Below are 25,123 nucleotides of genomic sequence, written 5' to 3' on the forward strand. Positions count from 1 at the left end.
AGTAAAATGGCATAAACTTAAAGGCTCCACTTTAGTGGGGCCTTTATTCATCCAGCGTTGGAGAAATCCTGCTATGTCAGTACTTGGTCGTATTCACTCATTCGAATCCTGTGGCACTGTTGACGGCCCGGGTATCCGATTTATCGTATTCTTCCAGGGCTGCTTGATGCGTTGCCTGTATTGCCATAACCGTGATACTTGGGATACCCACGGCGGTAAAGAAGTTACCGTTGAAGAATTAGTCAAAGAAGCCATCACCTATCGCCACTTTATGAATGCCTCTGGCGGCGGTGTGACTGCATCAGGTGGCGAAGCTATTTTGCAGGCCGAGTTTGTGCGCGATTGGTTTCGTGCGTGTCATGAAGTAGGCATCCATACCTGTCTGGATACCAACGGTTTTGTACGCCGTTATGATCCGGTCATCGATGAGTTACTTGATGCCACAGATTTAGTGATGCTGGATTTAAAACAGATGGATGACAGTGTGCATCAGAATCTGGTGGGGGTATCGAATCATCGAACACTGGAGTTTGCCCGTTACTTGGCAAAACGTAACCAGAAAACCTGGATCCGCTATGTGGTGGTGCCGGGTTGGTCAGATGATGATAAATCGGCGCACATGTTAGGTGAGTTTACCCAGAACATGACTAATATCGAGAAAATCGAATTACTGCCTTACCATGAGTTGGGTAAGCACAAATGGGTCGCCATGGGCGAAGAATACAAACTGGATGGGGTGAAGCCCCCTACCACAGAGATCATGGATCGGGTGAAAGGCATTCTCGAAAGCTATGGTCACAAAGTAATATATTAAGTCATTACCGTTGCAAGCAGCTAATGGTGCGGCAACTTCAAACAAGAAGGGGGGCGTAGTCAGTTAATTAACGCATCCCCATAGATACCGCCAAATTGGGTTATGCCACTGGCGGTATTTTTTTGGTTGTTATATGGCAGCGTAAGGGGTCTGTTGTTTACCTGGCTTACGCAGCAACATCATCAAATACACTAAGGCGACAGCGGCTATCATGATAAACAGTAAATTATCGGAATAGCGCTGCATCAGCAGCGAGGTCATTGTCGGGCCGGTCAGACTACCGAGGGTATAACTCATCAGTAATGCCTGATTCATTGCCACTAATTCATCAGCGCTGGCCTTTTCACACGCCCAGGCCATGGCGACCGGATAAAGGGTAAAACCGGCACACCCCAGAATAAATAATGCCGGGGCCAAGGCATAATTACCTAAAATGGCTACACTGCCGAGGATGACGACAAACACTTGAATGCGCAGCACCAGTAAACGACCATAACGGTCCGCCATTTTGCCTATCGGCCATTGACCGATAATGCCTGAGCTAACCAGCAAAGCCATCCACCATCCAACGCTGGCATCACTCATGCCCTGATGCGATAAATAGAGCGGCAACAGGCCATAGAGCGAACCTAACAGTACCCCTGAGATAATGCAGCCATTAATACCCAGGCGAGCGCTACGGCGCTTAAGCATCGGCCAAATGGCAATGTGTGAGGACTCACTGCTACCCTGATGTGAGAAGTGGGCAAACAGCAGCGGCAGCATGGCTGTAATAACCAATGTACTGACCCAAGGGATAACATTGAGTAATTGCGTTGACACGACACCTAATAATAATTGCCCGGTGACGGTTCCCAGATAGTAGACCATCATATAAGCTGCCAGCAGTTGCCCACGGTTAGCTAACGTGCCGCTGCGCAGTAACGCACTTTCGACAATGACCCAAATCAGGGCGCAAGCCACGCCGGCCAAAAAGCGCCATCCCAGCCAACTCCAGAAGTCCACTGATAGCATTAATCCGCAAGTCGCCAACGCAAATAAAATACAGGCGTAATGGTAGCTGCGATTAAATCCAAGTTGCTGGATCAAGCGCCCTGCAATCAGTGTCCCAACCAGATTCCCACTAAAATAAGACGAGCTAACCATCCCCACCTGCCAGGTTGGCAATTGTTGATGGGATAACCACAAGGGAACCAATGTATTTAACACTGCGATAGAAATCGTAAACAGCAAAAGCCCACAGAGCAGAAGCAGAACCGGGCGAGAATATGCGGACATAATAAGACAGGAGCCGTCGGGACGATAAAAGTGAACGCATCATGCCACCGGCGATATAAAAGTCAATTACTGCGCGGGAGGGGATAGCACGATATGTTGGAAGCACCTACGAGCAACCTTCAGCCTTTACTCTGGCTATACGCCAAAAAGAAAAAGCGCCCTGGGGCGCTTTCTGCATATTGGATTAGTGATTAATCCGTATGTTATTAACCGATAAAGTCCAGGCCACCCATATATGGGCGTAATACTTCTGGAACCTCAATTCGGCCATCTGCCTGCTGGTAGTTTTCAATCACTGCAACCAGGGTGCGGCCAACCGCCAAACCAGAACCATTCAGGGTATGAACTAAACGGGTTTTTCTATCGGTTTTATTGCGGCAACGAGCTTGCATACGGCGCGCCTGGAAATCCCACATGTTAGAACAGGAAGAGATTTCACGGTAAGTATCCTGCGCTGGCAGCCATACTTCCAAATCGTAAGTCTTGCTGGAACCAAAGCCCATATCACCAGTACACAGCAGCACTTTGCGGTATGGCAGGCCCAGTAATTGCAGAACTTTCTCTGCATGACCGGTCAACTCTTCCAGTGCCGCCATCGAATCTTCCGGGCGAGTAATCTGCACCATCTCAACTTTGTCGAACTGATGCATACGAATCAAGCCACGGGTATCACGACCATAGGAACCCGCTTCAGAACGGAAGCATGGGGTATGGGCCGTCATTTTCAATGGCAGAGTGTCTTCTTCCAGAATCTCATCGCGTACCAGATTGGTCAGCGGCACTTCAGCGGTCGGAATCAGTGCATAGTTACTGCTATCTGACTCTTCTTCCAGCGGTTTGGTGTGGAATAAATCTTCACCAAACTTAGGTAACTGGCCAGTACCATACAAAGTGGCATGGTTAACCAGATAAGGAACATAAGCTTCTTGATAACCGTGTTTTTCAGTATGCAGGTCCAGCATAAACTGGGATAACGCACGGTGCATACGGGCTATTTGCCCTTTCATCACCACAAAACGCGCACCGGTCAGCTTCACTGCAGCAGCAAAATCAAGACCACCGGCCATTTCGCCCAGCGAGACGTGATCTCTCACTTCAAAATCATACTTACGCGGCTCACCCCACCGGCTGACTTCAAGATTGTCTTTCTCATCTCTCCCCACAGGGACAGAATCATCCGGCAGGTTAGGAATAGACAACGCCAGTAAGCGGATTTCGTTTTGCAGTTTGTCCAGCTCAGCCTTAGCCGCATCCAGCTTCTCACCCAGCGCATTCACTTCCAGACGTAATGGTTCGATATCTTCGCCACGCGCCTTGGCCGCACCAATCAATTTCGATCGGGAGTTACGTTCTGCTTGCAGACTTTCTGTTTCAACCTGTAAAACTTTGCGGCGCTCTTCTTGTTGGCGCAACATCTCAACATCAAGTTTAAAACCTCTGCGAGCAAGTTTTTCGGCGACTGCGTCTAGCTCATTGCGCAGCATATTGGGATCGAGCATGCTAGTCCTGTGCTTGTAGTTATAGAATGCCTTTCATCTTTGAAGTTGCAGCGGTATTAGCAGCGTTCTCTCACCCGAATCACTTACCTCAGTAAACTCATCGAGACTCGCTTACTTGCTGCCTATCTGCCACTTCAACTATTTTGGGCATAATGGTTATTAAAGGAGAATTTCATGACATAAGCGGTATAAACAGCCACTTACCATATAGCGCTAACCTTACCGCAACAGCAAGACTAGCGGTAGCGTTTTATCGGGCTATTTTGATCCTGCTCAGCCAACCATGCCAGCTTTTCACCGATTTTACCTTCCAGACCACGGGATGAGGGTGAATAGTAGCGAGTCGCGGCCATTTCTGGCGGGAAATAGTTCTCACCTGCAGCATAAGCATGCTGTTCATCATGGGCATATCGGTACTCCGCCCCAAGCCCCATCTCTTTCATCAGTTTGGTCGGTGCATTACGTAGGTGTTCTGGCACATCAAAGTCAGGCTTATCACGCGCGTCCTGCATCGCTGCTTTAAACGCGGAATAAACCGCATTACTTTTTGGTGCACAAGCTAGATAAACAATGGCCTGAGCAATCGCCCTTTCACCTTCTGCCGGACCGACTCGAGTAAAACAGTCCCACGCTGATATAGCCACTTGCATGGCACGAGGATCGGCATTACCGACATCTTCCGAGGCAATAGCCAATAAACGGCGGGCGACATAAAGGGGATCCCCCCCTGCAGTGATAATACGCGCATACCAATATAGCGCCGCATCCGGGGCCGAGCCGCGAATGGATTTATGCACCGCCGAGATCAGATCATAATAACGATCACCTTTGTTATCAAAACGGGCGCTCCGCTCGCCAGACACTTCTTTCAGCAAATCAGGGGTTAATACTCGCACCCCGTTGGCATCTATTTCTGCCATATCTGCCATCATCTCAAGGCTGTTTAACGCGCGACGAGCATCACCACCAACCAGCTCCGACATCATGCGGCGGGTCTCGTCCGGCAGTTTGATATTCTGCCCACCGTAACCACGGCTGCCGTCTGACATCGCTTGATCAATCACTTTCTCGATATCTGCGGCGGTTAATGCCTTAAGCAAATAAACCCGCGCTCTGGAGAGCAATGCCGAATTCAGTTCAAACGAGGGGTTTTCAGTCGTAGCACCGATAAAGGTAATAGTGCCATCCTCAATATGCGGCAAAAAAGCATCCTGCTGGCTTTTATTGAAACGATGGACTTCGTCAACAAACAAGATAGTGCGCCGACCAGCATCACGGTTTTGCCGTGCGCGTTCGATGGCCTCACGAATCTCTTTAATACCGGAGGTCACGGCAGAAATGCGTTCCACATCAGCTTGGCCGTAACGACCAATAATTTCGGCCAATGTGGTTTTGCCCGTCCCAGGTGGCCCCCAGAGGATCATGGAGTGTAACTGCCCCGCAACGATTGCCCGTGGTAGCGGTTTACCCGGTGCCAGCAAATGTTGCTGACCAATATATTGATCCAACGTCAAAGGCCGCATCCGCGCGGCCAGTGGTTGAAACTCATTTTGGGAAAAGTCGAGGGACATATTACTCACGCAAACCTCACTGCCGCTGGTCGTCCAGCGTCACCCCTTTTGGTAGGGTAAATTTAAATTTGCTGGCGTCAGCCGAGCTATTTTGTTGGCCTTTCAGGGTGTAAGCACTGCGCTGCCCATCTTGCTCAACCGCAGTAAAACTCTTGATAGTCCCCGTCGGCGTAACCGTAATGGCAAATTGCTTCAGATTACCGCTGGCACTTTTAGGTGTCAGTTCAAAATCATCGCCTTTCTGCTTAACATTGTACTGTTTCCAGTCATCCGGGTTGTTGCGGGTAATCAGCATAAACGGAGTGTTACCGGTTGCATTCTTCAACCAGGTTGCCGTGGCCTGCTCAACAAAGGGGTTGTAGAACCACAAGGTTTCCCCGTCTGAGATAAGTACGCTTTCATCCGGTGAGGTCATATGCCAGTTAAACAGATTTGGCCGTTTCACCCACAGCTCCCCTTCACCTTCCTGCACCGTCGCGCCATCAGCACTGGTCACTTTTTGCGAGAAATTAGCATGGAAACTGTTCACCTTACTCAGACGACCTTGCAAATCGGTACTGACATCCGCCAGAACTGAAGCTGAAATTAAACCCGATAACAGACAGCAAGCAACAAGCAGTTTTTTCATTATTCTAAATACCTTATAAAATTCTCTGATAAATACGGGGTTATGCTTCTTTGCATAAGGGCCGCAAAGCGGCCCTGTCTATACCCGTCATCTTTCAAGATGCAGGGGTGTTAGCTGCCATCACTCACCCAACTCATTGAGTTATCTCAACTCCTTGGGGTCATTTCGTTGCCGCCTACCTGCAACTCGAAATCTATTGGGTATATGTTAACTTCCTCAGAGCAAAATATGACTACTCATGTGGCGGCGGGGCCAACACTTCACGATTACCATTATGGCCCGGCGTACTCACAATCTGCTGGGCTTCCATCTGTTCGATAATACGTGCAGCACGGTTATACCCAATACGGAATTGGCGCTGCACGCCAGAAATTGACGCCCGGCGTTTCTCTAACACAAAGCTCACGGCCTGATCAAACAGTGGGTCCAGCTCTTCATCACTGTCCAATCCAAGACTACCGCCTTCCCCTTCTTCACTACCACTAAGAATGCTCTCAATGTATTGAGGACGACCTCGGGCTTTCCAATCATTAACCACGGCATGCACTTCTTGGTCACGGACAAAGGCACCGTGCACACGTACCGGAATCGAAGAGTTTGGTGCCATATACAGCATGTCCCCCATCCCCAGCAGTGATTCCGCGCCGCCCTGATCGAGGATAGTCCGTGAGTCGATTTTACTGGAAACCGTAAATGCGATACGGGTTGGAATGTTAGCTTTTATCAAACCGGTGATGACATCTACCGATGGACGCTGGGTAGCCAGCACCAGATGGATACCGGCAGCACGGGCTTTCTGTGCCAGACGTGCTATCAACTCTTCAACTTTTTTGCCCACTGTCATCATTAAATCGGCAAACTCATCCACCAGCACCACGATATAAGGCAGTTTCACCAGCATCGGCGGTGAGATGTCCATGCTATCGGATGGCTTCCAGAATGGGTCAGGGATTGGCCGCCCCATAGCTTCAGCCTGAGCTACGCGCTCGTTATAGCCTGCGAGATTACGCACGCCCAGCGCCGACATCAATTTATAGCGCCGTTCCATCTCGCCGACACACCAGCGCAATGCATTCGCGGCATCCTTCATATCAGTAACCACTTCGGTTAGCAGATGAGGAATGCCTTCATACACCGATAACTCCAGCATTTTCGGGTCAATCATGATAAAGCGCACCTCATCTGGTGTGGCTTTATACAAGATACTGAGGATCATCGCGTTCACCCCAACCGACTTACCAGAACCGGTAGTACCGGCCACCAGCAAGTGTGGCATTTTGGCTAAGTCTGCCACCACCGGCTGCCCGGCAATATCTTTACCAAGCACAATAGCAAGCGGAGAAGGGTTATCACGGAATTTGGCACAGTCGAGCACTTCCCTCAGGTAGACCGTTTGACGATGCTTATTCGGCAATTCAAGCCCGACATAAGGTTTGCCCGGAATAACTTCCACTACACGCACAGCGATAGCTGATAGAGAACGGGCCAAATCGCGGGAAAGATTGGAAATGCGCGACGCTTTAACACCTGGAGCCAAATCCAACTCAAAGCGAGTAATGACTGGCCCTGGAGAAATACCCACTACTTCCGCTTTTACCCGATAATCACCTAAACGTGCTTCAACCAGACGAGCTGTTTGCTCTAAAGCAAACATATCAACTGGTTCTTCCTCCGCTGGCGGAGAAGAAAGTAAATCAAGCGTAGGCAGTGGTGTGGTCGGTTTAATCAACGGCTGATCATTACGCATCAGGAACGGGTGAATCAAGCTGTCCATTGCTGGCGTTGGTTGCACGGGGGCGACAGGTGGTACCGGTATTGTTGGCTCAACAGCAGACGGGGCTATTGCCGGAACATGTGCTGTTGTCGGTGCATAAGTAGGCGTTGCCGCAGACTGCGTATAGGGTGCTGGCACCGATGTGACTTGCCCTGAATGCGTTTGATGCACTGATGGCTGCTGATATTGCGCTGGTTGCTCAGGCGAAATAGCGTCTGGAGAAGCGACGTGGTCCTCTTCATCAACATAGGGAGAAAGCGTGAACAAGGGCTCACGAGGGCTATCATCAACAAGATCTGCGACCGGCGAGAATGTATAGGCGCGGCGGATATCAACAGGCTGCATTCCTTCTGCGGCACTGTTTTTGTGATGAGTAGAGTCTTCGTGATGAACAACGTCTTGGTGCTGAACCGCCCCATAACGATGCTGTTGTTGTGCTGCGAATGCCTGCCGTAATGCGGCTTCTTCTAAAGCTTGCTCATCTTCTGGCTCAGGGGCGGTGAACGTATTACCCCCTGCGTCTGATGATTGCTCGTAACGCTCGGATTGCTGGTCGGCAAACGCTTTACGCAAGATAGCCTGCTGCAACGCATCATCATCTGCTGATAGAGGCTCGCTGTCGAACGACGCTGCAGTAACCTGAGGATTTTGCGCTTCTTGTTCGCGTTGTTCCTGTTCCGCCATACGTTGTGAAGGCAACTTGATACCGTAAGAGGCCAACTCACGCCGCGTTGGAATACGCACAGGGTTAGGCCGTGGTAACTCAGGACCGATACCCTGTTTTACCTGAGAACCGGTGTCACTAGTAGCAGTAAATGCTGGCATAAACGTCGCTGCTGCACTCGCAGCGGCGATGGCTGTTCCCGACAAACCGTGATGAGACAATGGGTTATTTGACAAGCTGCTATTGATCAATGGGTCACTAATCAGTGGATCACTGGCCGAACTTACTGCGGCCAAACCATCAAGGGCACGGCCAAAACCAGTGTTCGCATTAGGAACACTATCGACCTGATCACTATGGCGCTGTGCTGTTGAGAAATCGAACGGCGAATGGCTGACAGGTGCAGGTGGTACATCCCATGCCCCCATTTGTGGCTCTGGCCGCTCAACAGGCGTGGCAACGCGAGTCTGAACCGGTGATGGCGTCTCTTGCGGAATTTCAAACGAATATAACGGCGGTGTCGCTGTCGAGTTAGCCGTCATCGGTGCCGTGCTATGGCTGCTAACAGACTCGGCTATCACCCCAGGAGCAGGTTGATAGTCATCATCTGTTGCCCGCAGGCTGCTTAATAGAGGATCATAGTCGCCATTGGACCCCGGCGCTGGGGATAAGGCCGGTTCAGGCGCATTGGCGATGGCGTCGGTTGCTGATGGCGCGGAGAATAGCACGTCGTCATCAGCATGAGCCGCAGATGCCGCAAGTGCGGCGCTAGCCGCGCCTACTGCTAGCGCTTTATTTGAAGCCGCCCGCTGCTCTTGTTCAGCAACGTCGGAATCTTCAACCTGATAATCGTCATCTTCATCGTCATAGCGTTCTTCACGACGTGAGCGATTAGTCATAAATGTCAGTGAGCCTAAGACCACTCCGCCAATTTTCTCAGCAATGACCAACCATGACCAGCCGGTAAACAGCGTCAGGCCAACAGCCCAGATACAGAGCAATGTCAGTGTTGCACCGACACCATTGAACCACGGCAACATGGCATTACTGAACAAACTGCCAATTACCCCACCAGAGGCAAAGTAATAAAGATCGTCAACATTCAATGCAGCCAGGCCACATGACGTTAAAATCAAGGCTAATGTGCCAATCAGACGTAAAGAAAGAGCAAAGTAATCAACGTGTTCATTGGCATCGCGCTGACGGAAAGCCGCCCAGCACAACATCACCATAATCACAGGGATTGCGTAAGCCAAAACACCAAAGGTGAAGAACAGTGTATCGGCCATCCAGGCACCAATACCCCCACCAAGATTGTGGATAGGCTCATGCCATGCAGTTTGGGACCAGCTTGGGTCCGAAGGATTAAAACTGAGCAGCGCCGCCATCAGGTAGGCTGCCAAAATTGTTACCACAATCAAAACCGCCTCAAGTAAACGACGCCCGCTGCTGAGTTTTTTCAGGGTAACTTCTTTATCTTCTGTATATTCCTGGCTCAAGAAAGGCTCTCCAGGTTCCTGTTAACTGGTATGAGTGACAACGCCGAGAACCCTCCCGGCGTTGAAACTGTATGAATAAACAGGAGTGTAACCAAATTACTCAGGTTTTGCACCTGCCTGTTTACCGCGTTTTAATGACTAGGCGGTTACTCTGCTTCACTTCTTCCATGACCACATAGGTACGAGTGTCATTGACGCCCGGCAGGCGAAGCAAGGTCTCACCGAGTAATGTACGGTAAGCAGACATATCAGGTACGCGGGTTTTCAACAAATAGTCGAAATCGCCGGAAACCAAGTGACACTCTTGAATTTCCTCAAGATTTTTAACAGCGGCATTAAATTGCTCAAACACATCCGGAGCGCCACGATTCAGAGTAATCTCAACGATAACCAGCAGCGATGCATCCAAATACTGTGGATTAAGCAGTGCGGTATAACCTTGGATGAAACCCTGACGCTCTAAGCGGCGAACTCGTTCCAAACATGGTGTTGGTGATAATCCTACTCGTTTTGAAAGCTCAACGTTAGAGATGCGCCCATCCTTTTGTAATTCATTCAGGATGTTACGATCTATACGATCAAGCTCTTTCCCCGGGCGTTTTTTATTATCTATCATCTTATAGTCTCTCTTAATTTCCTTGAGTCTGTGACATGCTCTCATCGTGCTTATACTTCGAGCCTGCTACAGACAACGACCCGCAGCCTGTTTTATGCAAATATATCAACACGTTGTTATCTCACACCCTGTCTGTCCAACTGTATGCGAGGTACTCGATGATTATTAGCGTTGAGGAAGAGATAGCACATCACGAACCGCCGTAGAAACTCCCCCCTACAGTTGTTCGAGAACTTACTTCACACGCCATCCAGCATTAATCGAAAACGTTCCAGGGTTTTCGCTTGGCATCACTGATACCAAATCTGAAATTTATGGCGCGCAGATAATTTCTTCTTCCTATGATGTTTTCGCAAATGCACAGCCGATTGTCAAAGTAAAAGAAGTTAAATCAGTAGAACGTGCCAGAATTAAAATCCCAGAGTGTTTCCCTTAGCTATTTTTTCGTCCTAAATTTGCTATAAAATGGTGCAAAAAGGTGGTTTTGTGTCATGGCTATTTTTTGCTCAATCGGCTTGCAAGCCACATTTTTTATAGGGTCAAAGCTTTTCAGCGCGAATTGGCGCGTAACGTAAAAATTAATTTGGGTCCAATTTGCCCGCAGCCTGACGTCGCTTCACCGCTAACTGCCGATTCTTAATACATTTAGTTCATTAAATAGGCATCACCTATCAAACAAATCGCTAACAACATTTTTGTCTGCTTTTTTTAATGCCCAATTTTCCCTACAATCGCTAACATTGTCCGCCATTGTGGGAAAGAGGTATTCATGAGCACGGCTAAACATAGCAAATTGATTATTCTGGGTTCTGGCCCTGCGGGTTACACTGCGGCGGTTTATGCTGCACGCGCCAACCTGAAACCTGTATTGATTACCGGAATGGAGAAAGGCGGTCAGTTAACCACCACTACTGACGTGGAGAACTGGCCTGGTGATCCTGAAGGCTTGACTGGTCCTGCTCTGATGGAGCGGATGCATGAGCATGCAGAAAAATTCCAAACAGAGATTCTATTCGATCATATCAACAGCGTTGATTTGCAAAACCGCCCATTCCGCCTGTTTGGTGATGGTGCTGAGTACACCTGTGACGCGCTGATTATTGCTACAGGGGCTTCTGCCCGCTATCTGGGAATGGCGTCAGAAGAAGCCTTCAAAGGCAAAGGGGTCTCTGCCTGCGCGACTTGTGATGGTTTCTTCTATCGGAATCAGAAAGTGGCGGTAGTCGGTGGCGGTAATACTGCGGTTGAAGAGGCGTTGTATCTGGCGAATATCGCAGCTGAAGTTCATTTAATTCATCGTCGTGATAGCTTCCGCTCAGAGAAAATCCTGATTGATCGCCTGATGGAAAAAGTAAAAAACGGCAACATCGTATTGCACACTGATCGCACCTTGGACGAAGTTTTGGGTGATGATATGGGTGTCACCGGTGTCCGCCTTAAATCCACCAAAAACAGTGAGACAGAAGAGATTGCTGTTGCTGGCGTCTTCATTGCGATTGGTCACAGCCCAAATACCGCCATCTTTGATGGTCAGTTGGCACTGGAAAACGGCTACATCAAAGTTCAGTCAGGTCTGCAAGGCAATGCCACACAAACCTCCATTCCGGGTGTGTTCGCTGCGGGCGATGTTATGGACCATATTTATCGCCAGGCAATTACCTCCGCCGGTACCGGCTGTATGGCGGCACTGGATGCAGAACGCTATCTGGATGGGCTAGTAAACGATAAGTAACGATTCCGCATGGGGATCCAAGCGCTATGTGGCGGGTGGTTTACGATAAGTGAACCACCCGTTTTTTATTTTCACTCGCCCGCATCCCAATTAAAAACAGTAAATTACTCCTGTTGTGGAATGCGGCGACTATCACAACCTAATGGTTTCACCTCTCGTCATGACAAGGTAATATTGCCTTTCGCGAGTTTGCCACCGTCAACGGTGACAGACACTTTTTGATATTTTCTAGCTCCCTGCGCAGATAAATTGCCTGATGAATAAAACAAGACAGTATGAGTTGATTCGTTGGCTGAAAAAACAAAGCGCCCCCGCGCAACGTTGGCTCCGCCTGTCCATGTTACTTGGCCTCCTCAGCGGGTTATTGATCATCGCTCAGGCATGGTTACTGGCCACCCTGCTGCAATCTCTGATTATCGACCAACTCCCCCGATCGGCATTGACTGCTGATTTTTGGCTACTGGCCGGAACCTTTGCATTGCGCGCCGTGATCAGTTGGTTGCGTGAACGGGTGGGATTTATCTGCGGAATGAAAGTTCGCCAGCAGATCCGTAATGTCGTTTTAGACCGATTAGAACAGCTCGGCCCTGCGTGGGTGAAAGGTAAGCCCGCGGGCAGTTGGGCAACCATCATTCTGGAACAAATTGAAGATATGCAGGACTACTACTCCCGCTATCTACCACAGATGTATCTGGCCGTATTCATTCCATTGCTTATCCTGATTGCCGTCTTCCCTATCAACTGGGCGGCAGGTTTGATCTTGTTTGTCACCGCGCCATTGATCCCGCTGTTTATGGCACTGGTCGGGATGGGTGCCGCCGACGCCAATCGGCGTAACTTTGTCGCACTGGCACGGTTGAGTGGCAACTTCCTTGATCGCTTACGCGGATTAGACACGTTACGGTTATTTAACCGCGCTAAAGCAGAAACCGACCAAATTCGTGATGCCTCAGAAGATTTCCGCCGCCGCACCATGGAAGTGCTGCGTATGGCATTCTTATCTTCAGCCGTATTAGAGTTTTTCGCCGCCATCTCTATTGCCGTGGTTGCCGTCTACTTTGGTTTTTCCTATTTGGGTGAACTGAATTTTGGTAGTTATGGTTTTGGCGTCACCCTGTTTGCGGGTTTTCTGGTATTGATCCTGGCCCCTGAATTCTTCCAACCGCTGAGAGATTTAGGCACGTTTTACCACGCAAAAGCTCAGGCAGTTGGCGCAGCAGAATCGCTGGTCACATTTTTGAGTAGTGAAGGCGAAGCGATTGGCCAAGGTGACCAAGTGCTGACAGGTAACCAAGCTATCACCCTGGAAGCCGACCAACTGGAAATTCTGGCCCCTAATGGCACCCGGTTGGCCGGACCGTTGACGTTCTTATTACCCGCAGGCAAACGCGTTGCCATTGTTGGTCTGAGTGGCGCAGGTAAAAGTTCATTACTCAACCTGCTGCTGGGCTTTTTACCCTATCGCGGCTCACTGAAAGTGAACGGGGTTGAATTACGCGAACTGGAAGCACCAGCGTGGCGTAGACAATTAAGCTGGGTTGGCCAAAACCCACATTTGCCGGAACAGACGCTGGCGGCCAACATTTTGCTGGGCCAGCCAGATGCGTCACACAGCCAATTACAACAGGCGGTGGAGCGTGCCTATATCAATGAATTCCTGGCTGATTTGCCACAAGGGCTGAATACTGAAGTCGGCGACCATTCTGCACGTCTCTCCGTTGGGCAGGCGCAACGTGTTGCCGTTGCCCGCGCCTTACTGAATCCGTGCCGCTTATTGCTACTGGATGAACCCACCGCCAGCCTTGATGCTCACAGTGAACAGTTGGTGATGAAAGCACTAGAGGAAGCCTCTCGCAGGCAGACGACGCTACTGGTTACCCATCAGTTAGAAGATACGCTGGGTTATGATCAAATCTGGGTAATGGATAGTGGCCTTCTGATTCAGCAAGGTGATTACTCCACCCTCAGCCAGTCTGACGGTTCATTTGCCAATCTGCTGTCCCATCGCAGTGAGGAGCTTTAATTATGCGCGTACTTCTTCCTTTTTTGGCGTTGTATCGCCGCCATTGGTTCCTGATTTGTCTGGGTATCGTGCTGGCAATTGTCACGCTGCTGGCCAGTATCGGCTTGCTGACATTATCCGGTTGGTTCCTTGCGGGTACCGCCATCGCTGGCCCTGCTGGATTATATACGTTTAACTACTTACTACCGGCAGCCGGTGTCCGAGGGGCCGCAATTACCCGTACGGCGGGCCGCTACGCAGAGCGAGTTGTCAGCCATGACGCGACATTCCGTGTACTGGCACATCTGCGGGTCTTCGCTTTCCAGAAGATCCTACCACTCTCCCCTGCCGGTATTGCCCGTTTTCGCCAAAGTGAACTGCTGAACCGGTTGGTCGCCGATGTTGATACCCTCGATCATCTCTATCTGCGCGTCATCTCACCGCTGGTGGCCGCCATCGCAATTATTGCTGCCGTGACGTTTGGTTTAAGCTATCTGGATGTCAATCTGGCCCTGACACTCGGTGCAATTCTGCTGGGGTTATTACTGCTCGTCCCATTGATCTTCTACCGTGCCGGTAAGCCCATTGGTCGTGACCTGACGGACCTGCGTGGTCTTTATCGTTCGCAACTGACCTCTTGGTTACAGGGGCAGGCAGAGTTATTGGTATTCGGTGCGTTGCAGCAATTCCGTGCCTCGTTGCAGGATATTGAACAACGCTGGATGAAACGCCAACAACAGCAAGCATCCTTGGCTGGTTTAGCGCAGGCGCTAATGATTCTGGCTACTGGCCTAACGGTCACGCTAATTTTATGGCTCGCCGCTGAAGGTATTGGCGGGAATAATCAACCAGGCGCATTACTGGCGCTCTTTGTTTTTACCTCTTTAGCCGCATTTGAAGCCTTGCTGCCGGTGGCTGGTGCATTCCAACACTTGGGGCAAGTTATCGCTTCCGCGACCCGCGTTGCGCAATTGATGGAACAACAGCCTGAAGTGACATTCCCGACCCATGGTCCAGAGGTGACCGCACAGGTGGCGCTAGAAGTGACAGGGTTGAGTTTTACCTACCCACAGCAGCCTTTACCCGTTTTGCAGAATATATCGCTGTCACTGGCCGCAGGGGAGCATATTGCGCTACTTGGGCGCACGGGCTGTGGAAAATCCACACTGTTACAATTATTAACCCGGGCCTGGGATGCCAGCCAAGGCAGTATCACGCTTAATGGGGAACCATTGGCCAATTATGACGAAAATACCTTGCGCCAAATGATGACAGTGGTCAGCCAGCGGGTACATGTCTTCAGCAGTACGTTACGTGAAAATCTGTTGCTGGCTTGCCCTACGGCATCTGATGCACAGTTGAAAACGGTTTTGGAACACGTCGGGTTAGCCAACTTACTTGATAACAGTGAGGGACTGAATGCCTGGATGGGGGATGGTGGCCGGCCACTCTCTGGCGGTGAACAGCGTCGTTTAGGAATTGCCCGTGCCTTGCTACATCCAGCGCCTCTTTTGCTACTTGATGAACCTACCGAAGGGTTAGATGCTGAAACAGAACAACAAATTCTGGCTCTGCTGCGCCAACACTGTCAGCACAAGAGCCTGATCATGGTCACTCATCGTTTATACGGTCTGGAATATATGGATCGAATCTGCGTGATGGATGGTGGCAAGATAGTCGAGCAAGGCAATCACCACAGTTTATTGCAACACAAAGGGCGCTATTACCAATTCCATCAACGCCATTGAACAGTGGGCTGCGTGAATTGTGAATGAGTCACCTGATGCGAGCAGGTAATTAGCATAATTCGCGCTAATATGAATAAAAACCACTGAAGAAAAAGTGGTATTCATTGTTATTTATTATACCCAGCGAACTGAGCGTAACAGCTAACAACGCTGTGGCTTCAAGTACCAAGGCTATGGAGCCTGAAGATATCATCAGGGGGATTTATGCGCATTACACAGCTATCTTCTCAGTCATTTGCATTCCCCTCACCTGAGCTGGCTCTGCGCGAACCTAATGGTTTGCTGGCTCTTGGGGGCGATTTAGCCGCTCCTCGCCTGCTGGCAGCTTACCAAAAGGGGATTTTTCCTTGGTTTAGCCCCGGAGAGATGATCCTATGGTGGTCACCGGACCCGCGCGCGGTGTTATTCCCAGAAGATTTGCATATTAGCCGCAGCATGCGCCGCTTTCTGCGCCGTTGTCCTTATCGCCTCACACTTAACCATGCTTTTGCCGATGTGGTCAGCGCTTGTGCTGCGCAACGTGATGAGGGGACGTGGATTGGCGAGGATGTACAGCAAGCTTATTGCCAATTACATGCATTAGGGCACGCGCACTCAGTTGAAGTTTGGTTGGAAAATGAACTGGTTGGCGGATTATATGGCATTGCAGTAGGTAAACTGTTTTGCGGAGAATCGATGTTTAGCCGAGCTGACAATGCTTCAAAAAGCGCATTAATGGTTTTTTGTCATCATTTTACCCGTCAAGGTGGAGAACTGATTGACTGTCAGGTCCTCAACGCTCACACTGCGTCGCTGGGTGCGATTGAGATCCCACGAAACTTTTTTATGCAGCAGTTGAGTCAACTCCAGTTTAGTCCACTACCGGCTGAATGCTGGTTACCGCAATCGTTGAATTTTTCATCCGCGATGCAGTAAAGATCAACCGTTGAGAAAGTACCCCACATTAGGCTTTATCCCCTCTTACCGGCAGACTAATTTTGCTGAAATGGTGCGATGACCGCCAACACTTCTTTACATAATGTGGGTTTTTCGGCATTATCTTGCCGGTTAAAAACTAAGGTAGTAACACCTAGAGGATTCGATGGCCAAAGAAGACAATATTGAAATGCAGGGCACCGTTCTTGATACGCTGCCGAACACCATGTTCCGCGTTGAATTGGAAAACGGGCACGTGGTAACCGCTCATATCTCCGGTAAAATGCGTAAAAACTATATCCGCATCCTGACGGGTGACAAAGTCACTGTAGAGCTGACCCCGTACGACCTGAGCAAAGGCCGCATTGTCTTCCGTAGCCGTTAATCGGCTAATCTGTCGCCAGTTTAAGACTGGCGAGCTCTGAGGATGTAGTCCCCCTCCGGCGCCCTTCCCATTTATGGCAAGGGCGTTTTGCGTTTTCTTTTTTATCGATTGAGTAGGTTTATTCATCGTGAAATAAACAGCAAAATGCAAAAGTCACTAATCGTGGAAAACAAAAAGGGCGATAAGTTTATAGCTTATCGCCCTTTTTTATTGCCCGGTATACTTGACGCAGTAATCGTATAACGCCGATATCCCCCGAATCACTCAATACTCACTCATCGGGAATCTTTCATTTGCCATCGACTGCAACGCCACTTATTTCGGATATCTTACATTTAATGAACGGCACCTTCAGTTTTGCGTTTTTGCGCACTCTGAAACTCATAAGCCAGTTGTTGTTTTTCTTTATCCAGCCCAACAGTGACCGAGCCACCATCAACCAGAGAACCAAACAACAGCTCGTTTGCCAGCGGTTTCTTCAGATTCTCCTGAATCACCCGCGCCATTGGTCGTGCACCCATCGCTTTGTCATAGCCTTTATCAGATAACCAATTACGTGCTTCTTCACTGACTTCCAGTGACACGCCTTTAGCATCTAATTGCGCCTGCAACTCAACAATAAATTTATCGACCACCTGCTGAATAACAGTAGGTGACAAGTGGTTGAACCAAATAATGTTATCCAACCGGTTTCGGAATTCCGGGGTAAACACTTTTTTGATCTCTTCCAGTGCGTCAGTGCTGTTATCTTGCTGTTTAAAACCAATTGAGGTCCGTTGCGTTTCACGCACACCAGCATTGGTGGTCATCACCAGAATGACGTTACGGAAATCAGCTTTACGCCCATTGTTATCCGTCAGAGTGCCGTTATCCATCACCTGTAGTAACAGGTTAAACACATCTGGATGGGCCTTTTCAATTTCATCCAACAGCAGAACTGCATGAGGATGTTTGATAACCGCATCGGTCAACAGACCACCTTGATCGTAACCTACATAACCCGGAGGCGCACCAATCAGGCGGCTGACAGTATGGCGCTCCATATATTCAGACATATCAAAACGCAGCAGTTCGATATCCAGTGCTTTGGCCAATTGCACCGTAACTTCTGTTTTACCAACCCCTGTTGGGCCAGCAAACAGGAACGATCCGACCGGCTTATGCTCGTGCCCTAATCCTGCGCGGCTCATTTTGATCGCCTCAGATAGCGCATCAATGGCTTTATCCTGACCGAATACCAACATATTCAGCCGATCACTCAGATTTCTCAGCACATCGCGATCACTGGCAGAGACGGTCTTCTCAGGAATACGGGCGATACGAGCCACCACGGATTCAATATCCGACACATTGACAGTTTTCTTACGTTTGTTAAGTGGCATCAGGCGGCTACGAGCACCAGCCTCGTCAATCACATCAATGGCTTTATCCGGTAAATGGCGGTCATTAATATACTTAACCGACAACTCCACCGCTGCGCGTATCGCTTTCGCGGTATAACGCACATCATGATGTGCTTCATATTTCGGTTTCAGGCCGTTAATAATCTGAACGGTCTCTTCCGGTGTCGGCTCAGTAATATCAATTTTCTGGAAACGCCGTGCCAGTGCACGATCCTTTTCAAAGATATTGCTGAATTCCTGATAAGTGGTAGAGCCAATGACCCGGATCTTGCCACTAGAAAGCAGTGGTTTAATCAGGTTAGCTGCATCCACTTGCCCACCGGAGGCAGCACCTGCGCCGATAATAGTATGAATTTCATCGATAAACAGGATGCTATCTTTGTCATTTTCTAACTGTTTCAGCAGCGCTTTGAAACGCTTTTCAAAGTCACCACGGTATTTGGTTCCGGCCAGCAGTGAACCGATATCCAGTGAGTACAGAGTGCATTCCGACATCACTTCAGGAACATCGCCCTGCACGATACGCCAGGCCAGGCCTTCTGCGATAGCCGTTTTACCGACACCGGACTCTCCGACCAACAGCGGGTTGTTTTTACGCCGACGGCACAATACCTGAATAGTCCGTTCCAGCTCTTTGTCGCGACCGATAAGTGGGTCAATGCCCCCCACCCGAGCCAGTTGATTCAGATTGGTGGTGAAGTTTTCCATACGGTCTTCCCCTCCTGCCTGCTCTTCATTTACCGGGTTTTCTGCATTCGGTGCTTGACCCGGTTCGTCCTTACGAGCGCCGTGGGAAATAAAGTTCACTACATCCAGACGGCTGACATCATGCTTACGCAGCAGGTAGGCCGCCTGAGACTCTTGTTCACTGAAGATGGCGACCAACACGTTGGCACCCGAGACTTCATTGCGCCCAGAGGACTGGACGTGGAAAACTGCACGTTGTAACACGCGCTGGAAACTGAGCGTAGGCTGGGTGTCACGCTCTTCTTCGCTAACAGGTAATGTTGGTGTGGTTTGTTCGATAAACGCTTCCAGCTCCTGGCGTAACGCTACCAGATCAACCGTACACGCCTCCAGCGCTTCCCGCGCAGCCGGATTGCTTAGCAATGCCAGCAATAGGTGCTCCACGGTCATAAACTCGTGTCTGTGCTCACGCGCTCTGGCGAAAGCCATATTGAGACTGAGTTCAAGTTCTTGATTGAGCATAGGCACCTCCCAATAATTGCCTTAATCAGGCTTTTTCCAGCGTACAAAGCAATGGATGCTCGTTCTCCCTGGCGTATTGATTTACATGTGCGACTTTCGTCTCTGCAACTTCAGCAGTAAAAACACCGCAAATCGCCTTTCCTTGATAATGCACATTGAGCATCAGTTGTGTTGCACGTTCAATATCATAAGAAAAGAACTTTTGCAGAACGTCAATCACAAATTCCATCGGTGTGTAATCGTCGTTGTTAAGTATAACTTTATACATAGACGGCGGTTTGAGCGCCTCTTTCTGTTTATCTTTGACTAAATGTTCAAAATTTAGCCAATCGTTGTTGTTACCCATTGCCTGCCCATCGTTTCACAGAACCATACAGGAGCAATACCTCACTCCGGTTATAAGACCATTTCATGCAGATATCTATTATTATTTTAACATCACTTATGCCATAACGCCGCCAGAGAAAGAAGTCGGTTTTTTTGCGTTAAAAGTGATTAAATTGTAACCAGATAAACACAATAGCGTTAGCTACATCAAACTTTGAATAACTGCCTTGGTCAGACAAAAGCCCTCCCCTTGACGTTAAGGCCATTTCCACTAGAGTGTATTTTCGTGATCTGTTGGAGTTTTAACCAATTCGCGCTCACTTTAACCAGTTATTACCTCATCTCAAACTAGAATAGCCTTGCGAGGAACGTAGAAGTATGGAGACGGGTACTGTTAAATGGTTCAACAATGCCAAAGGTTTTGGCTTTATTTGCCCTGAGGGCGGCGGCGAAGATATCTTCGCTCACTATTCAACTATTCAGATGGATGGCTACCGCACATTAAAAGCCGGTCAGATGGTTAACTTTGATGTCCATCAGGGACCAAAAGGAAACCATGCCAGCCTGATAGTTCCACTCGGGTTAGAGGTCCTATTGCAAGAAGCCATACCGCAGGAGCTCGCTGCAATGGCCTGACACCACGCATTCACTCGCCTGCACCTGCCCATCAGCGAAACAGTCTGGTGCCAACGGTATTCCCCGGGCGGCGTGTTGCTACTAACATCGATTGCGTTTCAAAATGCCAGCCAACGATGACTGGCATTTTTATTTCTCATACTTCTAATATGCGGCCATATGAACCAAGTTCAATCCTTTGACTGATCTATTCACCAGCTAATTTATTCTCGAGCTAATGCATCAATCGGGTTTAGTCGAGCAGCACTGCGGGCCGGTAGATAACCAAACACCACACCTATCACTGTAGAGCACAAAAATGCGCTGAACAATGCAACCGGCGGGAAAGCTATCTGCCAGTTAGGCAGAAACATCTCTACAACCAGACCGATGGCAAAGGATAGCGTGATACCCAGAGCTCCACCGACCAGGCAAACCAGAATCGCTTCAATTAGGAATTGCTGCATAACATCACTGGATCTCGCCCCTACAGCCATGCGAATACCAATCTCTCGAGTGCGTTCGGTCACCGAAACCAGCATAATATTCATCACCCCAATTCCCCCCACCACTAATGAAATTACTGCCACCAGTGTCAGGAACAATTGCATGGTACGGGTAGTTTTTTCCGCCGTTTGCAACAAACTATCCATGTTATAGGTGAATATGTCTTTCTTGCCGTGGCGCATCGTCAACAACCGCACTAGCTGCTGCTCAGCTTCTTTGCTGCTATATCCCTCTTTAATGCGGATAGTTATCGAATCAAAGTAGGCACGCCCCATCAGACGGCTCGCCATGGTGCTGTAAGGTACCCATATTCGCAGCGCTTTACTGCTACCAAACATAGATTGCTTTTCTTCTACCACCCCAACCACGGTGGCAGGCATATTCCCCACCAATATGACCTGCCCTACGACGTCTTTCATATGCGGGAACAAGCGGCGCTGGGTATTACGGTCAATAACAGCAACTTGCGACTGGCGTTCAACCTGCTCACGGGTAATGGCCGTTCCCTGTTCGAGTTTCATACCATATACACGGAAATACTGTTCACTGACCCCCGATACGCTGGCGGCAACATCAATATTGCCATAGCGGAGCCGCATACTGCCTGCGATGGTCGGGGATACAGCACTGACGTAGGACTGTGCTTTCAGTGCTGCCATGTCGTCATAAACCAATGCCTGCCGGGTACTGGGGTCGTCATCACCGAAATCTTTGCCGGGATAAACATCAATAGTATTGGTGCCAATAGCCCGGATATCAGCAAGAACGAGTTGTTTGGCCGCATCCCCAACTACCAAGATAGAGACAACAGAGGCAATACCGATAATGATGCCCAACATGGTCAAGGCCGTGCGCATTTTATTGGCCGACATAGCACGCCAGGCCATTAATAAAGCCTCGCGGAAACGGCCCACCAGTTGCTGCCATGATGGAGCGGGTGGCGTCAGACTAATTGCCTCAGAAGCGGCCACTGCTTGCACCGTTTTCGAGCCTGAATCCGCCATAATGCGGCCATCTTTTATTTCGATAACCCGCTCAGCTTGAGCCGCAACAGTAGGGTCATGAGTCACAATAATAACCGTGTGCCCCTGCTGCTGTAGCTGTTTCAGAATAGCCATAACTTCAACGCTGGAATGACTATCCAGTGCACCGGTTGGCTCATCAGCCAAAATCACCTGCCCACCATTCATCAGAGCACGGGCGATACTGACACGCTGCTGCTGCCCACCAGATAGCTGGTTGGGTTGGTACCCGACACGGTCGCCCAGCCCCAGACGGGTGAGTAACATATTGGCCCGCTCGCGGCGTTCATTTTTACCCAAACCGGCATAGACCGCCGGTACTTCGACATTGTGGGCAGCACTGAGATGCGGCAGCAAATGATAACGCTGGAAAATAAAGCCAAAGTGCTCACGGCGCAGAGCCGCGAGTGCATCATTATCCAATACCGCCACATCCTGCCCTGCGACGCGGTAAACACCAGCACTAGGCTTATCCAGACAACCCAGAATGTTCATCAGCGTCGATTTACCCGAACCGGAAGCGCCGATAATTGCTACTAACTCACCGGCATTAATTGTCAGTGAGACATCCTGCAATACATCCACGGTCTCTTCACCGGACTGATAGCTACGACGGATGCCTTTTAACTCAAGCAATGCCGTCATTACGTCTCCTCCGTGCCACCGCGGCTAACGATGACCTCATCACCGATATTCAAACCAGAAATCACCTGTGCATCAACGTTATTACGGATACCAATCGTCACTTCACGTTTCTCTTCTTTACCGTCTTTCAGCACCGCGACCTGATAACGGTTAGTCCCTAACTCATCACCCAAGGCCGATAACGGAATAACCATTGCCTGTTTTACATTGGCAAGTTGAATTGAAACCTGCGCAGTCATTTGCAGGCGCAATAAGCGATCTGGATTCGGCACCTCAAAACGTGCCGAGTAGAAAATGGCATCATTTACTTTTTCTGGTGTTGGTTGAATATCTTTTAACACCCCATCAAAGTGTTTCCCAGGATCACCCAGCACGGTAAATGAAGCTTTCATCCCCGGTTTAAGATGAATGACATCCGCTTCGGATACCTGCGCATTCACCAACATAGTGCTCATATCCGCCAACGTCAGAATATTAGGCGCTTGCTGAGCGGCGATCACTGTTTGCCCCTGCAAGGTGGTGATTTGCACCACATCGCCATCCATTGGCGCAGAAATTTTGGTGTAATCGAGATTGATATTTGCTGTATCCAAACTGGCTTTAGTTTTATTAATTTGCGCATTAATCGTCTCTACCTGCGCTTTTTTCACTGCCAGCGTGGTACTGGCCTGATCCAAGTCTTGGCGTGATACCACCTGTAATTTTGCCAAATCCTGTTGGCGGCGCAGGGTGACCGCGGCCAGTTGCATTTCAGCCTTCGCCTGTGCCAACTGAGCATTCAAATCCTGTAATGTCGCCTCTACTTCTTTAATTTGGTTCTGTGCCTGTTGCGGGTCGATCATCGCCAGCAATTGTCCTTGCTTAACTTGATCGCCAATCTCCACATACAGTTTTTCCAACTGGCCACTGACCTGTGCACCCACATCAACTTTACGCACCGCATCGAGTTTGCCGGTTGCCAGAACATTCTGTTGCAAGTCACGATTGGCAACTTTTACTGTTTGGTATTGCACCGGGGCTGGGGCCGTCAGATGTCTGATGAGGAAAAAACCCCCGATAATTAACACGGCAATTATGGTAAGCCATCGGCGCTGACTGCGACTGAACTGAATCAAATCAATTACCTTCCCTATTCGTCAATTTTTCAATCTGCTGAAAATAGCATCAGAAATTCTCATTTAACTAAACCAAATATCAATACAACCGTGCTATAGGCGAAATCTAAGATGCATTGAGCCTCTGTTTAGTTCCCGTTTGTTTGAATAGCGCCAGAAACACAGCGATATTACGGATTTAATCATGCATAACATCAATAACACAGCATCAATCCCCAACAATATTAACCGTTGGGGGTTAATTACATTGCTATTCAAAGGTAGTCAGGCTCTGGGTGGCTCATGGCAAAAATTGCAGTTTCGGCTTAAATTTATCGCCCGGACCCTTATCAGCCCAAAACTGACCTTTCGTTTATTGGGTGTACTGGTAAAACAACCGTTACTAAACAGTATACTGCGCGCACAACCCGATTTGCCTTGTAAGTTGCATCGTCCTTATCTGACTAACACGTTCAATAATCGCCAAAAACTGGGGGTGCTACAGGATCATTTCCTCTTGGTAAACCAATGTATGCCTGCAGTATTACGTCGCAACTACTTGCATACTTCGCCCTATAAACTGGCTGAATTAATTGGCAAGAATGAGGAAAAGTATTCTCTTTATTTGGGTGTTATTCCAAAACTCAATAAGGAAGGAGAAATTACGCTGATGCTGGCAAATGAGCAACAGCAAACGCTGGCGGTGCTGACTTTCAGCCTGTTTTACTATCAACAGCAAAAAACATTGTTTATTGGTGGGTTACAAGGTGCCGATAATGGAACACCACACAGCGCAATTCACACCAGCACTAAAGCTTGTCATGGTTTATTCCCTAAACGTTTGGTATTGGAAGCCGCATGCTGTCTGGCAGAGTTAATGGGAATAACACAAATTAAAGCCGTGGGGAATGAAACGCACATTTATCAAAACTGGCGCTATCGGGCCAAGAAAAAAGAGATATTGCATGCTGACTATGACAGTTTTTGGTTGTCTGTTGGCGGAGTAGCGTGCACAGAAGGCCATTTCAATTTACCGACCAAATTCGCGCGTAAACCGATTGAAGATATTGCTAGCAAAAAACGGGCAGAATATCGCCGCCGCTATGAGTTACTTGCACAACTTGAGGGGGCGTTAGCCACGCATTTTACTCACGACGTGGCGTGACCCGTGTTGAA

The 25,123-nt window shown here is 49.2% G+C and carries 18 protein-coding genes; 8 read left to right on the forward strand and 10 right to left on the reverse strand.

Going from position 1 to position 25,123, the window contains the following annotated elements:
* The first annotated feature begins 73 nt into the window (after positions 1 to 73).
* Positions 74 to 814, forward strand: coding sequence for a pyruvate formate lyase 1-activating protein (pflA, locus tag Q2T72_RS13760; RefSeq protein ID WP_083158432.1), 741 nt, complete (start codon positions 74 to 76; stop codon positions 812 to 814).
* 129 nt (positions 815 to 943) lie between these two features.
* Here the strand turns inward: pflA and Q2T72_RS13765 are convergent, their stop codons facing one another.
* The 6 genes from Q2T72_RS13765 to lrp form a co-directional block, all read right to left on the reverse strand.
* Positions 944 to 2,092 carry an MFS transporter gene (locus Q2T72_RS13765; RefSeq protein ID WP_372569319.1) on the reverse strand — a complete coding sequence of 383 codons (1,149 nt, stop codon included), beginning with the start codon at positions 2,090 to 2,092 and terminating at the stop codon, positions 944 to 946.
* A gap of 206 nt (positions 2,093 to 2,298) precedes the next feature.
* Entirely contained in the window at positions 2,299 to 3,591 is a 1,293-nt protein-coding gene (serS, locus tag Q2T72_RS13770) for a serine--tRNA ligase (RefSeq protein WP_083158430.1), read from the reverse strand.
* A gap of 236 nt (positions 3,592 to 3,827) precedes the next feature.
* A complete protein-coding gene (locus tag Q2T72_RS13775; RefSeq protein ID WP_372569320.1) occupies positions 3,828 to 5,171 on the reverse strand; it encodes a replication-associated recombination protein A in 1,344 nt (447 codons plus the stop codon).
* A gap of 7 nt (positions 5,172 to 5,178) precedes the next feature.
* On the reverse strand, positions 5,179 to 5,790 hold the full coding sequence (gene lolA / locus Q2T72_RS13780; RefSeq protein ID WP_083158429.1) for an outer membrane lipoprotein chaperone LolA: 612 nt from the start codon (positions 5,788 to 5,790) through the stop codon (positions 5,179 to 5,181).
* A gap of 232 nt (positions 5,791 to 6,022) precedes the next feature.
* Positions 6,023 to 9,727 (reverse strand): DNA translocase FtsK 4TM domain-containing protein, encoded by a 3,705-nt coding sequence (locus Q2T72_RS13785; RefSeq protein ID WP_372569321.1) that lies wholly within the window; start codon positions 9,725 to 9,727, stop codon positions 6,023 to 6,025.
* A 121-nt stretch (positions 9,728 to 9,848) separates the two neighbouring features.
* Positions 9,849 to 10,343: a leucine-responsive transcriptional regulator Lrp gene (lrp, locus tag Q2T72_RS13790; protein WP_005184714.1), complete on the reverse strand. Its 495-nt coding sequence runs from the start codon at positions 10,341 to 10,343 to the stop codon at positions 9,849 to 9,851.
* A gap of 769 nt (positions 10,344 to 11,112) precedes the next feature.
* On the opposite strand from lrp, the gene trxB reads away from it, so the two are divergent.
* The 5 genes from trxB (at position 11,113) to infA (ending at position 17,125) form a co-directional block, all read left to right on the forward strand.
* The gene (gene trxB, locus Q2T72_RS13795; protein WP_372559344.1) at positions 11,113 to 12,075 is read left to right on the forward strand and encodes a thioredoxin-disulfide reductase; all 963 of its coding nucleotides are present in this window, start codon (positions 11,113 to 11,115) and stop codon (positions 12,073 to 12,075) included.
* Between the two features lie 256 nt (positions 12,076 to 12,331).
* Positions 12,332 to 14,098, forward strand: coding sequence for a cysteine/glutathione ABC transporter permease/ATP-binding protein CydD (gene cydD, locus Q2T72_RS13800; protein ID WP_083158426.1), 1,767 nt, complete (start codon positions 12,332 to 12,334; stop codon positions 14,096 to 14,098).
* Positions 14,099 to 14,100: 2 nt separating this feature from the next.
* On the forward strand, positions 14,101 to 15,825 hold the full coding sequence (gene cydC / locus Q2T72_RS13805) for a cysteine/glutathione ABC transporter ATP-binding protein/permease CydC (protein WP_083158425.1): 1,725 nt from the start codon (positions 14,101 to 14,103) through the stop codon (positions 15,823 to 15,825).
* A 204-nt stretch (positions 15,826 to 16,029) separates the two neighbouring features.
* Positions 16,030 to 16,740 (forward strand): leucyl/phenylalanyl-tRNA--protein transferase, encoded by a 711-nt coding sequence (gene aat, locus Q2T72_RS13810; RefSeq protein WP_083158424.1) that lies wholly within the window; start codon positions 16,030 to 16,032, stop codon positions 16,738 to 16,740.
* Between the two features lie 166 nt (positions 16,741 to 16,906).
* Entirely contained in the window at positions 16,907 to 17,125 is a 219-nt protein-coding gene (infA, locus tag Q2T72_RS13815; protein WP_002211347.1) for a translation initiation factor IF-1, read from the forward strand.
* Positions 17,126 to 17,460: 335 nt separating this feature from the next.
* On the opposite strand, the gene clpA is transcribed toward infA, so the two are convergent.
* Together clpA and clpS are read right to left on the reverse strand one after the other, a co-directional pair.
* Complete coding sequence (gene clpA, locus Q2T72_RS13820) at positions 17,461 to 19,737, reverse strand: ATP-dependent Clp protease ATP-binding subunit ClpA (protein WP_050084965.1); 2,277 nt, start codon at positions 19,735 to 19,737, stop codon at positions 17,461 to 17,463.
* Positions 19,738 to 19,762: 25 nt separating this feature from the next.
* Complete coding sequence (clpS, locus tag Q2T72_RS13825; RefSeq protein ID WP_005184739.1) at positions 19,763 to 20,083, reverse strand: ATP-dependent Clp protease adapter ClpS; 321 nt, start codon at positions 20,081 to 20,083, stop codon at positions 19,763 to 19,765.
* Between the two features lie 359 nt (positions 20,084 to 20,442).
* Here clpS and cspD point away from each other — a divergent pair, with 359 nt between their 5' ends.
* Positions 20,443 to 20,700 (forward strand): cold shock-like protein CspD, encoded by a 258-nt coding sequence (gene cspD, locus Q2T72_RS13830; protein ID WP_083158423.1) that lies wholly within the window; start codon positions 20,443 to 20,445, stop codon positions 20,698 to 20,700.
* 203 nt (positions 20,701 to 20,903) lie between these two features.
* On the opposite strand, the gene macB is transcribed toward cspD, so the two are convergent.
* Positions 20,904 to 22,853 (reverse strand): macrolide ABC transporter ATP-binding protein/permease MacB, encoded by a 1,950-nt coding sequence (gene macB / locus Q2T72_RS13835; RefSeq protein ID WP_372569322.1) that lies wholly within the window; start codon positions 22,851 to 22,853, stop codon positions 20,904 to 20,906.
* Positions 22,853 to 23,965 (reverse strand): macrolide transporter subunit MacA, encoded by a 1,113-nt coding sequence (gene macA / locus Q2T72_RS13840; RefSeq protein ID WP_193784808.1) that lies wholly within the window; start codon positions 23,963 to 23,965, stop codon positions 22,853 to 22,855. The genes macB and macA overlap by 1 nt, the downstream gene beginning before the upstream one ends.
* A gap of 187 nt (positions 23,966 to 24,152) precedes the next feature.
* Between macA and Q2T72_RS13845 the strand changes: the two genes are divergently transcribed.
* The gene (locus tag Q2T72_RS13845; RefSeq protein ID WP_372569323.1) at positions 24,153 to 25,112 is read left to right on the forward strand and encodes a VirK/YbjX family protein; all 960 of its coding nucleotides are present in this window, start codon (positions 24,153 to 24,155) and stop codon (positions 25,110 to 25,112) included.
* The last annotated feature ends 11 nt before the right edge of the window (positions 25,113 to 25,123 follow it).

Source organism: Yersinia sp. 2466 StPb PI, assembly GCF_041538325.1.
GTDB lineage: Bacteria > Pseudomonadota > Gammaproteobacteria > Enterobacterales > Enterobacteriaceae > Yersinia > Yersinia enterocolitica_E.